The sequence below is a fragment of the Acidimicrobiales bacterium genome (genome assembly GCA_035536915.1).
GTDB lineage: Bacteria > Actinomycetota > Acidimicrobiia > Acidimicrobiales > JAHWLA01 > JAHWLA01.
Map to the genome: position 1 here is coordinate 1 of DATLNE010000046.1, position 11,373 is coordinate 11,373.

The 11,373-nt window shown below is 70.9% G+C and carries 12 protein-coding genes; 9 read left to right on the forward strand and 3 right to left on the reverse strand.

Annotation, left to right across the window (positions count from 1 at the left end):
- Positions 1-217: 217 nt before the first annotated feature.
- The 4 genes from VM938_14250 to VM938_14265 all read left to right on the forward strand — a co-directional run bounded on the left by VM938_14250 (position 218) and on the right by VM938_14265 (position 4,675).
- On the forward strand, positions 218-493 hold the full coding sequence (locus tag VM938_14250; GenBank protein ID HVF76195.1) for a 4a-hydroxytetrahydrobiopterin dehydratase: 276 nt from the start codon (positions 218-220) through the stop codon (positions 491-493).
- A 97-nt stretch (positions 494-590) separates the two neighbouring features.
- Complete coding sequence (locus VM938_14255; protein ID HVF76196.1) at positions 591-1,787, forward strand: magnesium transporter; 1,197 nt, start codon at positions 591-593, stop codon at positions 1,785-1,787.
- Between the two features lie 46 nt (positions 1,788-1,833).
- Positions 1,834-3,030, forward strand: coding sequence for a TrkA C-terminal domain-containing protein (locus VM938_14260; GenBank protein HVF76197.1), 1,197 nt, complete (start codon positions 1,834-1,836; stop codon positions 3,028-3,030).
- 151 nt (positions 3,031-3,181) lie between these two features.
- Positions 3,182-4,675, forward strand: coding sequence for an ATP-binding protein (locus tag VM938_14265; protein ID HVF76198.1), 1,494 nt, complete (start codon positions 3,182-3,184; stop codon positions 4,673-4,675).
- Between the two features lies 1 nt (position 4,676).
- Here the strand turns inward: VM938_14265 and corA are convergent, their stop codons facing one another.
- Genes corA through VM938_14280 form a run of 3 tightly spaced genes read right to left on the reverse strand, consistent with a single transcriptional unit; the run spans position 4,677 to position 7,675 of the window.
- A complete protein-coding gene (gene corA / locus VM938_14270) occupies positions 4,677-5,633 on the reverse strand; it encodes a magnesium/cobalt transporter CorA (GenBank protein ID HVF76199.1) in 957 nt (318 codons plus the stop codon).
- Positions 5,634-5,637: 4 nt separating this feature from the next.
- Entirely contained in the window at positions 5,638-6,876 is a 1,239-nt protein-coding gene (locus VM938_14275; protein ID HVF76200.1) for a Glu/Leu/Phe/Val dehydrogenase dimerization domain-containing protein, read from the reverse strand.
- Between the two features lie 10 nt (positions 6,877-6,886).
- The gene (locus VM938_14280) at positions 6,887-7,675 is read right to left on the reverse strand and encodes a thioesterase family protein (GenBank protein ID HVF76201.1); all 789 of its coding nucleotides are present in this window, start codon (positions 7,673-7,675) and stop codon (positions 6,887-6,889) included.
- A 24-nt stretch (positions 7,676-7,699) separates the two neighbouring features.
- Between VM938_14280 and VM938_14285 the strand changes: the two genes are divergently transcribed.
- The 5 genes from VM938_14285 to VM938_14305 are packed head-to-tail and all read left to right on the forward strand — an operon-like array spanning position 7,700 to position 11,237.
- Positions 7,700-8,884 carry a TRAM domain-containing protein gene (locus VM938_14285; GenBank protein HVF76202.1) on the forward strand — a complete coding sequence of 395 codons (1,185 nt, stop codon included), beginning with the start codon at positions 7,700-7,702 and terminating at the stop codon, positions 8,882-8,884.
- A 25-nt stretch (positions 8,885-8,909) separates the two neighbouring features.
- A complete protein-coding gene (locus VM938_14290; protein ID HVF76203.1) occupies positions 8,910-9,620 on the forward strand; it encodes a hypothetical protein in 711 nt (236 codons plus the stop codon).
- A 32-nt stretch (positions 9,621-9,652) separates the two neighbouring features.
- Positions 9,653-9,931 carry a hypothetical protein gene (locus tag VM938_14295; protein HVF76204.1) on the forward strand — a complete coding sequence of 93 codons (279 nt, stop codon included), beginning with the start codon at positions 9,653-9,655 and terminating at the stop codon, positions 9,929-9,931.
- Between the two features lie 10 nt (positions 9,932-9,941).
- Positions 9,942-10,811: a mycothiol conjugate amidase Mca gene (gene mca, locus VM938_14300; GenBank protein ID HVF76205.1), complete on the forward strand. Its 870-nt coding sequence runs from the start codon at positions 9,942-9,944 to the stop codon at positions 10,809-10,811.
- A gap of 39 nt (positions 10,812-10,850) precedes the next feature.
- The gene (locus VM938_14305) at positions 10,851-11,237 is read left to right on the forward strand and encodes an SCP2 sterol-binding domain-containing protein (GenBank protein HVF76206.1); all 387 of its coding nucleotides are present in this window, start codon (positions 10,851-10,853) and stop codon (positions 11,235-11,237) included.
- Positions 11,238-11,373 lie beyond the last annotated feature (136 nt).

The following is an 11,373-nucleotide window of genomic DNA, read 5'->3' on the forward strand; positions in this document are numbered from 1 at the left end:
CTCGACGGAACCGACCACGACAGCCACGAGGCCCAGGCCCGCATGATCCGTCGCTACATCGCCTGGCGGAACCGCAACGCCAGGGACGAGGCGCTACGTGAGCTCGTGAAGCGCGCAAACGTTGCCTGACGCGGCACTAGCCCGGGCTGCGTCGACGCCACCACGACCTCGGCTATCAGGACCGTGGTGCGGCCCTCCCGCACTACGGTCCTGAGCCATGGGTACCCTCGACGAGCAAGCGGTGCGGGACGCAGTTGCAGGCACGTCCTGGGAGGTGCGCGACGGACGGCTGGTGCTGGAGGTCACGCGCCGCGACTTCGCCGAGGCCATGGTGTTCGTGAACGCCGTGGCCGAGTTGGCCGAGCAGCGCAACCACCATCCCGACATCGCCGTCCACTGGAACACCGTCACGTTGACGCAGTGGTCGCACTCGGCAGGCGGCGTCACCGACGCCGACGTGGAACTGGCCCGGGAGATCGCCGCACTGGTGTGAGCCCGACGTAGCATGCCCTCGATGCAGAAGCGCCCGTCGGAGCCCCCGAGTACCCATGCGCCTGTCGCCCCCTCGCCTTGGTGCGCGCCTGCGCGCCGTGCTGGGACCGGACGCCGCGGGCGCCGTCCAGGGGCTTGTCGCGCTCCTCGTCTCCTCGGCCGGTGACCTGCTCGCCGGGCTGACGCTCGGCGCCATCACCCACACCCTCGAAGCCCTGCCCGGCCTCCTCGTGCTCGTGCCCGCCGCCATCGGCATGCGCGGCAACGTCTTCGGGGCCCTGGGCAGCCGCCTGGGCACGTCGATCCACGCGGGCACCTTCCGCCTGTCGCGGCGGCGCGACACCGTGGTGGGGCAGAACATCCTCGCCTCCACTGCACTGACCCTGTCGATCTCCGTCGCCCTCGCCGTGCTGGCCAAGGTCGTCGCCGTGGGCTTCGGCCTGGCCGACACCATCTCCATCGCCGACTTCGTGGTGATCTCGGTGGTCGGCGGGGCGATGTCGTCGGCCGTGGTGCTGCTCATCACCCTGGGCGTGGCCGCGGGCGCCGTGCGTTTCGGCTGGGACATGGACACGGTGGCCGCCCCACTGGTGACCGCGGCAGGCGACGTGGTGACGCTGCCGTCGCTGTTCCTCGCCACCTACCTCGTTGGCCTCGGCCCCTTCACCCCGTCACTCGCCGTCATCCTCGTCGTCGTCTGCCTGGTGGCTTTGGCCGCGGCCCTGCGCTCGGGACTGCCCGTGCTGCGCCGCATCATGCGCGAGTCGGTGCCTGTGCTGCTGGTGGCGGGCACCGTCGACGTGGTGGCCGGGCTCACCATCGAGAAGCGCTTGGAGTCGTTCCTCGCCTTCCCCGCACTGTTGGTCCTCGTCCCCCCCTTTCTGGAGGACTCCGGGGCGCTGGGCGGCATCCTGTCGTCGCGCCTGAGCTCGAAGCTCCACCTCGGCATCATCGAGCCCCACGCCGTGCCCCAGCGGGCGGCCCGGCGCGACGTCCTGTTGATCTTCGCTTTCGCCGTGCCGGTGTTCTTCCTGGTGGCCCTGGCGGCCGACCTGGCCGCCTCGGTGGTGGGCCTGGCGTCGCCGGGCGCGTGGCGCATGGTGGCCATCTCCATGCTCGGCGGCATGGTCGCCACCTGCTTCGCCGTGCTCATCGCCTACTACGGGGCGGTGGCCACCTTCCGCCTCGGCCTCGACCCCGACAACCACGGCATCCCGCTGGTCACGTCGTCGATGGACCTGCTCGGCGCCTTCGCTCTGATCATGGCCATCGTCGTCGTCGGCCTCGGGCCGTAGACTTCTCCCTACTGCGATGGACGACCGACCTCGAAATCTGAAGACCATGCTCTCGGAGGCGAAGGACACCTCCGAGCTCATGATCGACCTCGGCTACGCGGCCCTCTACTTCGGCGACAGCGACATGGCCGACGAAGTGGACGCCTTGGAGGACCGCCTCACCTCGCTGGTGCACGAAATGCGCGCCATCTGCGTGATGGCCGCCCGCTCGCCTCGCGACGCCGATTCCATGGCGTCGGTGCTGCAGGTGGTGAGCGCCATCGAGCGCATGGGCAACGCCGCGGTCGACATCTCCCGCATCGTGACCCGCCGCCTGGGCATCCCCCGGGCGCTGGTGGCCGACCTGGCGGGAGCCGAAGAGGTCTCGCACCGGGTGCGCGTGCGGGAGGGCTCGGAGATGGCCCACCGCGCATTAGGCGACCTGGAGCTGCCCACCGAGGTGGGCATGTCGGTGGTCGCCGTGCGCCGCGAGCGCGAGTGGGTGACCGACGTGACAGGCGACGAGATCCTGCTCCCCGGCGACGTGCTGTTCCTGCAGGGCGCGCCCGCGGGTATCGCCGAGTTGCGCCGCCTGGCGGGCGCCCCCGAGTACGAGCCCCCGACGCCGCCCGAGGACACCGCGCTCTCCGACCTCGACCGGGCCGTCGACGTGCTGGTGGAGATGAAGAACGTCTCCGAGGTGGCGGTGGGCCTGGCCTACTCGGCGTTGGTGATGCGCGACCAGGGCTTGGCCGCCGAGGTCAACCACCTGGAGGACCGCCTCGACGACATGAAGGAGCGGTTGGAGGTCTGGGTGTTGCGCTCGGCCTCCGACCAGATCGACCCCTCGCCGCTGCGGGGGCTGCTGCACCTGGGCCAGGCCGCCGAGGAGATCGGCGACGCCGCCCAGCAGATGGTGTGGCTCATCGAGCAGCGCGAGGAGCTCCACCCCATCCTCGCCCTCGCCTTGGGCGACGCCGACGAGGTGGTGGTGCGCATGCCGGTGGCTGCCGGGTCGCCCGCCGACGGGCGCTCACTGCGCTCGCTGGCCCTGGAGACGGAGACCGGCTTCTACCTGCTGGCCATCCGCCGAGGGGGCCGCTACCTCTACCGGCCCCGCTTCGACGTGGTGGTGCGGGCCGACGACGAGCTCATCGCCACCGGTCCCGACGAGGGCCACCGCCTGCTGGCCGAGCTGTGCGGCTACCTGCTGGTGGAAGACGACGAGACGGGCGAGGACGAGCTCGTGCCCGCTCGCTCCTGAACTCCTCGGCACCTTTTCCTCGCACCGCCGTCTCGGCTGCCGATTGGTACGTCGAGGAGGAACCCGTGCCGGCTGTGCCCTGTGTCGCCAATCCCGTGCCCGCCGTAGCCGGCTCGCGCCCGTGAACGCCGCGACGACTCGGCTGACGCCGATGACGATCCTCGTGGTCGACGACGACGGCTACCACCGCTTCGTCATCGAGCGCACCCTCTCGCCCGTCGGCCACGAGCTCCGTTTCGCCGCCTCGGGCAAGGAAGCCCTGGAGCTGCTCGACGGCGTCGACCTCGTGCTCCTCGACTACCGCCTGCCCGATATGACCGGAATGGACGTGTTGTTGGCCATGCGGGCCGCCGAGACCACGGCGTCGGTGGTCATGGTCACGGCCATGGGTTCCGAGGGCTTGGCCGTCGAGGCCATGCGCTTGGGCGCCGTCGACTACGTGGTCAAGGACACCGATTACGTGGCCCGCCTGCCCCACGTGCTGGAGCGAGCGTGGCGCAACCACGACGTGGCCCGCCGGGCCAAGGAACTGCAACGGCTGGCCGTGCTCGTGCACTGCGCCGACGACCTGCCCTCCATCTACGAGGAGATCCTGCGGGGCGCCCGCGAGCTCCTGCGAGCGGGGTCTGCCGCATTGTTCGTCGTCAACGACGAGGGCAGCGTGGAGATGCTGGCGGGTGACGCCGACGGCTCGTCGACCATGGCCGCTCGCGTGGCCTCGGTGCTGACGCCGCGGGCCGGTGGGTTCCGCTCGCACGTCGACGACCGCTCGCTCATCGTGCCCCTGCCCGGCCACGGCGACGAACGCCTCGGCGCGCTGGCGGTGTGGGAGAAGTTGCCCCGCCAGTACCTGGCCGAAGAGCTCCTGCTGGCCGAGACCTTTGCCGCCTTCGCGGGCACCGCCCTCGCCGATGCCGCCCGGCTGGAGCTGGAGCGCTCGTTGGTGGCCCGCCTGCAAGAGACGCTCGACCTTCGTCGCAGCCTCGTCATGTCGCTGTCGCACGAGCTGCGCACGCCGCTCACGTGCGTGGTCGGCTTCGCCGAGACGCTGCTCGGCAACTGGGACCGCCTCGACGACCGCGCCCGCTACGACTGCATCGGCGCCATCCGCGACAACGCCACAGAACTGCGCTCGCTGGTCGAGCAACTGCTCGACTTCGGTGCGCTGGAAGCGGGGCGGCTGGTGGCGACGCCCGCCGTCGTCGACTTGGCCGTGGAGGTCGACACAGCCCTGCAGGCGCTGGCCCCGCTGTTCACCGATCGCACGGTGACGAGCGAGGTGCGCCACCTCGAAGTGCGCGCCGATCCGGTGCTGCTGCGGCGCACCCTGTCGAACCTGCTCTCCAACGCCGCCAAGTACGCAGGCCCCGACGCCCCGGTCACAGTGCGCGCCGTCGAGGAGGCCGAGGTGGTGCGGGTGGAGGTGGTCGACAAGGGCATCGGCATGACCGCCGAGGAGGCCAGCCGCGCCTTCGAGCCGTTCTGGCGGTCGGTGGGCGCACAGCTCAACGCCACCCGGGGCAGCGGCATCGGCTTGGCGCTGGTGCGCGAGTACGTGCGGCTGATGGGCGGCAACGTGGCCGTGGAGGCGGCGCCCGGCCAAGGCGCCCGCTTCTCGTTCACCCTTCCCAAGGCCGGCGACTAGCTCAGAGCCAGTCGCGGCGGCGGAAGGCGAGGTAGCCCGCCACCGTGAGGAACACCATCATGCCGATGGCCACGGCGTAGCCGTAGCGCCAGTGCAGTTCGGGCATGTGCTCGAAGTTCATGCCGTAGATGCCCGCGATGAGGGTGGAACCCAGCAGCAGGGCGCCCCACGAGGTCATCGTCTTCATCACCTGGTTCATGCGGTTGGAGATGATGGCCAGGTGGGCGTCGACGGCGTTGCCCATGAGCTCTCGTTGGCTGTCGATGGTGTCGATGACCCGCAGGATGTGGTCGTAGACGTCCTGCAGCAACAGCACCGCGGTGTCGTCGAGCCAGCGCACCTCGCGGCGCAGCAAGGCGTTGACCACCTCGCGCAGCGGTACCACGGCGCGGCGGAACAGCAGCAGCCGGCGGCGCACGTCGAACAGGTCCTGCTGGATGTCGCGTTCTTCGGGCGTGTCGTCGCCGAAGATGCGCTCCTCCAGTTCCTCCAGCTCGTCCTCCACGGCATCGGCGGCCCGGAAGTAGCCGTCGACCAGTTCGTCGAGGATGGTGTAGAGCAACAGCCCCACGGACGGCCCGTTGGTGCGGGTGCGCTCGAAGCGGCTTCGGGCCTGGGCGATCTCCCATGCGCCGCCGCCGGGGTTGCGGCCCCGCACCGTGACCAACCAGTCGGGGCCCACGAACAGGTCGACCTCGCACAGGGTCTCGGAGTAGGCGACGACGAAGGCGTGCGTCGGGTAGCGCTCGAGCTTGGGGCGCTGGCCGTGCTTGCGGGCGTCCTCCATGGCCAGGGGGTGCAGGTCGAACTCGCCTGCGATGCACACGAAGTCGGCGTCGTCGGCGTCGGAGAGGTCGACCCACAGCAGGCGGCCGTCCTTGCCCACCACCTCCGAGATGTCGGAAGGATCGTGCTCGGCGTGCGAGCCGTCGGGCCCGTAGCTCACGACGGTGATCACGTCGCTACACGTACCCGCGCAGGCGGGAGGCGCGGGCCACCCGTTCGATGCCGATGGCGAAGGCCGCTTTGCGCAAGGAGCAGTCGTGCTCCTCGGCGAACGCCGCGGTGGCGTCGAAGGCCCGTGTCATGGCGTCGCTCAACTCGGCGTTGAAGCGGTCCTCTTTCCAGCGGAACTGCTGGATGTTCTGCGCCCACTCGAAATAGGAGCCGGTGACGCCGCCTGCGTTGGCCAGGATGTCGGGCACGATCTCCACGCCCATGTCGTCGAGCGCTTTGTCGGCCTCCGGGGTGGTGGGGTTGTTGGCGCCCTCGACGATCATGCGGGCGGCCACCGCGTGCACGTTGCCGTCGTGGATCACCTCGCCCAGGGCGGCGGGCACGAGGATGTCGCAGCGCAGGGCCAGCAGCTCCTCGTTGGTGATGTCGTCGCCCAGGCCCGAGCCGTGCAGGGGCGACCGCTGTGAGCCGAAGGCGAGGACGGCAGGGATGTCGATGCCTTGGTCGTTGAAGACGCCGCCGCTCAGGTCGGAGATGGCGACGACCCGCACGCCACGGTCGTGCAGCTCGCGGGCCACCCATGTGCCGACGTTGCCGAAGCCCTGGATGACGACGCGGGCGGTGCTGAGATCGATGCCCCACCGCCGGGCGCCCGCTTCGAGCACGAACACCACGCCGCGGCCGGTAGCCGCCTCCCGGCCGGGCGCGCCGCCCAGGTCGACGGGCTTGCCGGTGACGATGGCCGGGGAGTAGCCGTAGCGGCTGGAGTAGGCGTCCATCATCCACGCCATCACCTGGGCGTTGGTGTTGACGTCGGGTGCAGGCACGTCGCGGTTGACGCCGATGACGTGGCTGATGGCCAGGGTGAAGCGCCGGGTCAGCGCTTCCAGTTCGTCCTCGCTGTAGTCGCAGGGGTCGACGCCCACGCCGCCCTTGGCCCCGCCGAAGGGCAGGTCCATGAGGGCGGTCTTCCACGTCATCAGCGACGCCAGCGCCCGCACCTCGTTGAGGTCGACGTCCTGGTGGTAGCGCATGCCGCCCTTGTACGGCCCGCGGGCGCCGTTGTGCTGCACCCGGTAGCCGCGCAGCACGACCAGTTCGCCGGAGTCGCGCCGCACCGGGATCTGCACGTCGATCTCGCGGTAGGGCGTCTTGAGCACGTCGTAGAGCTCGTCTTCGAGGTCGACGAGCCCGGCCGCCTCGTCGAAATAGCGGTTGACCATCTCGAAGGCGTCGGACGGCATGGGTGCGAACCTATCCCTGGGGCGCCGCGGTGAACCGTGCGAGCTGGCGGCTCTGGGCCACCAGCCTGCCGTCCTCGTCCCACAGCTCGCCGTCCTCCTCCATGTAGCCGCCCATCAGGAAACGGGTGCGGAAGTCGGCCAGGTGCCAGCGCGTGGTGGGCTTGGCCCGGAAGTGCACGGTGAGCTCCAGGGTCGGCGCCAGCCCGGGGCCGAAGGCGGCGAACACGGCGGGCGGGAACGAGTCCATGACCAGCGGCAGGGCCAGGGTGTCGATGTCGCGATCGGCCAGTCGCACCCAGCCGAAGACATGGGCGGGGGCGGGCTCCGGCGACAGAAAGGCTGCCTGCTGTTCGGCGGGCACCCGGTAGGTGAAGCGCTCCACGAACGGCATGCCCTCGGGCACCGGCAGCACCGGGCAGTCGTCGGGCGCTGTGTCGATGGGCGGGGCGCCGTCGACCACCTCGGGGCCGCCAGGGCGGTGGGTGCCGAAGACCGCCGTGGCGGTGACGACGGTGCCGTGCTCCTGTTCCATGGTCGCGTGGAGGAAGGCGTGGCCGCGGGTGGCATGCACGACGGTGGCTCGCAGGGTGGCAGGGGCGTAGGCCGGGCGCTGGAGGAAGTGGCTCGTCATCGACAGCGGGTCGGGGAACGGGCTGATGTCGAGCATGGCGCGCAAGGGGAACGACGCCATGTAGCCGCCGTTGGGGCCGGAGCCGATGTGCCAGCGGTTGGAGACGTTGGCGTGCCAGGTGTCCCCTTGGCGCGTGAGTGCAGTGTCGTCGTCGAACTCGGGGGCCATGCGGGAAACCTAACCTCGCCGGTCATGCTCGACGAGGACGTGACGACCACCGGTGTTGCCGTAGGGGGGGACGCCATCGCGCGCGACTCGTCGGGCCGGGTGCTGTTCGTCTCCGGCGCCTTGCCGGGCGAGACCGTGCGGGTGGAGGTGACCGAGTCGCGGCGCGACTTCGCCCGGGCCCGGTTGGTGTCGGTGGTGTCGCCGTCGCCCGACCGGGTGGAGGCCCCGTGCATCGAAGTGGGCCGGGGGTGCGGCGGCTGCCCGTGGCAGGGGGTGCTGCCCGAGGCCCAGCACCGGCTGAAGCGCCAGATGGTGGTGGAGGCATTGCAGCGCATCGGGCGGGTGCCCAACCCGCCGGTGCGCGAGACGGTGCGTTCCGTGGGGGACCGCGCCTATCGCACGACCGTGCGGGTGGCCGTGGCCGACGGGCGCGCTGCGTACCGCATGCACCACTCGCATTCCTTGGTGGCGGTGGAGGGCTGCGTGGTGGCGCACCCGTTGGTGGAAGAGGTGCTGCAGGTGGGGCGCTTCGGTGACGCCGCCGAGGTGATCGTGCGGGCGAGCGTGGCGACGGGGGAGCGGTTGGTGGTGCCCCGGCCCGACGATGCGCGCGGGTTGGTCGTCCCGCCCGACGTGATGGTCGGCCGCCGCGCCGCGGTGACCGAGGCGGTGGCCGGACGGCGCTGGCGGGTGTCGGGCACGTCGTTCTTCCAGTCGGGCCCGCAGGCGGCGTCGTTGTTGGTCGACGCCGTGGTGCGCGCCGCGGGCGACGCGCTGGTCGACGGGGGCGTGGTGGTCGACGCCTATGCCGGCGTGGGGCTGTTGGGCGGCTCGCTGGCCGGGCGGCGAGACGACGTACGGGTGGTGGCGGTGGAGAGCGCAGGGCCTGCGGTGCGCGACGCGGGGGTGAACCTCGCCGACCTCGACGCCGTGGTGGTGCGCAGCGACGTGAACCGGTGGTCGCCCGTGCCCGCCGACCTGGTGGTGGCCGACCCGGCCCGGGCCGGGTTGGGCAAGCGGGCGGTGCGGGTGCTGGCGGCGACGGGCGCACCGGTGGTCGTGCTGGTGGCCTGCGACGCCGCCTCGCTGGCTCGCGACGCGGCCTTGTTGGCCGAAGCGGGCTACCGGTTGGCCGGTGTCGAGGTGCTCGACCTGTTCCCCCACACCGTGCACGTGGAGGCGGTGGCCCGCTTCCAACGGGTGTCTTGAGGGGGCAGTCGGTACCATTCCTCCTATGGAGACGGGGTCGGTCGAACGGGTACTGCGCGATCTGCCCGGCGTGCTCGACTGCTCCGTGCACGACGAAGGCATCGCCATCGTGGTGCACCCCGAGATCGACCCCCACATGATGGAGTTGCGGGCCCAGGTGGCGTTGGCCGAGATCGGCGAGCGCCGGCCGTTGTTGGTCGTCGGCGGGATGAGCACAGGCCTGGTCGAGCCGTCGCCGCCCATGCCGGTGCGGCGGGGCAGGCGGGGGCTGGGCGAGCGCTCCCCGGTGTCGTTGCTGGGCTTCGCCGTGCTCGTGGTGGCGTTGATCACCGTCGTGCCCATTGCGGGCGGCAATAACAAGGCGCCGCGTCTGCCCAACGTGGCGGCGCCGTTGTCCGGCGGGGTGCCGGTGGTCGACGAGCCGGTCGCCGTGGTGGCGGCGGCGACCGCAGCGGCGGTCTTCGGACCGGTGGCGCCTGCGGCCCGGGCTGTGGCGAAGGCGGTCGCGCATCGTGCGACGGACCGTCCCGCGCCCAACCCTGCGCCCGCCGCGGCGCCGGCCGCGCCGGCTCCCGTTTCCGCTGCCGTGGCTGCTCCGACGGCCGGCGTGGTGGTGGCCCACGCCAAGCCGGGCCGGGCAAGCGCCGAGGCGAAGGGGAAAGCCAAGGCGGTGGGCAAGGGCCGCGTACGGGCGGCCCACGCCTCGCCGTCACGGGGTCGCGGCCCTCGCCGCTGACTCGGGCACGCCACGACGGGCATCCTGGTGGGGTGCGTCGTCCGCTGCTCGTCTCGATCGGTCTCGGCATGGTGATCGCCGGGGCGGTGGCGGCGGCCGTGCTGGGGCTGTTGGCGCTGCCGTTGTTCTTCCTGGCCCGGGCGTTGGAGCCCGACCAGGGGCTGGCGCGGCCGCTCGTGCGCACGGGGCTGTTCCAGGTGGCCATCCCCGCCGCCGTCCTCACCGGGCTGGGCGCGGGGGCCTTGACCGGGCGGTGGTACCGCCGGGGTGGCGAGCTTCCTCGGGAAGAGGGGAGCCGGTGGGGCGGTTAGGTTCAGGCGTATGGCCGATCCTCTCTGCCTCCTGACCGTGCACGCCCACCCCGACGACGAATCGTCGAAGGGCGCGGGCACGGTGGCCAAGTACGCCGCCGAAGGGGTGCGCACCGTGTTGGTGTGCTGCACCGGGGGCGAGGAGGGCGACATCCTCAACCCGGCCATGGACAAGCCCGAGGTGCGCGAGCGGCTCCACGAAGTGCGCCGGGCCGAGTTGCTGCGGGCGGCCGAGGTGATCGGCTACGGCGAGGTGCGCCTGCTCGGCTACCGCGACTCGGGCATGCCCGAGAGCGAGGCCAACGCCAACCCCGAGTGCTTCTTCCAGGCCGACTTCGACGAGGCGGTGGGCAGGCTGGTGGCGGAGGTGCGGCGAGCCCGGCCGCAGGTGATCGTCACCTACAACGACGACCACCAGGGCTACCCCCACCCCGACCACATCCGGGTGCACGAGATCTCGGTGGCCGCCTTCGATGCCGCGGGCGACCCGACCCGGTACCCGGCGGCGGGGGAGCCGTGGCAGCCGTCGAAGCTGTACTACACGCTCTGGTCGCGCAAGCGGTTCGTGGCCATGCACGAGAAGTTCCTCGAGTTGGGGCTGAAGTCGCCGTTCGACGACCGCTGGTTCGAGCGGCCCGACCAGGACGACCGCATCACCACGTCGATCGACATCGCCGAGTTCGCCGACGTGCGACGCGAGGCGTTGTTGGCCCATGCCACCCAGATCGACCCCGACTCGCCGTTCTGGTTCGGCCTGCCCCACGAGGTGGCCCGCACCGTCCACCCGTACGACGACTACCACCTGGCCCGCAGCATCGACGAGCCGACCTTGCCCGAGGACGACTTGTTCGCCGGGGTCCGCGAACCCGTCAACCAGTAGAGTCCCGAGCGTCCGTTCTACGTGTAGGGGGTTGTACCGATGCCCAAGTGGCTCACGCAAGAGTGGCTCGACGAGTCGAAGAAGCTTGGCGAAAGCCAGCCGGAGCGCCCCGGCGCCTCGGCCCGCATGCAGTACGTCATCACCGGGGGGCCCGAGGGCGACATCAAGTACTACTGGGTCCTCGAGAACGGCAAGCTGCTGGAAAGCCAGTTGGGCGAGATGCCCGACCCGGAGGTCACGCTCACGCAGACCTACGAGGACGCCATGAAGATCCAGAAAGGCGAGCTCGACGCCAACGCCGCCTTCATGCAGGGGCGCATCAAGGTGACGGGCAACATGGCCAAGCTCATGTCGCTGCTGCCGCTCACCAACTCGCCGGAGTACAAGCAGTTGATGACAGAAGTCCAGGCGATCACCGAGTACTAGTGCCCCTTCCGGAAACCTTCGCCCCTTGACGTAGGAGGAATCGCGCTCCGAGGCGCGAACTGCTCGTTCGGCAGACTGTCGAGCGAGGAGGGATGCGGTGGCCGAGCGTGTGCGGGTGCGGGAGATCACCAACGAC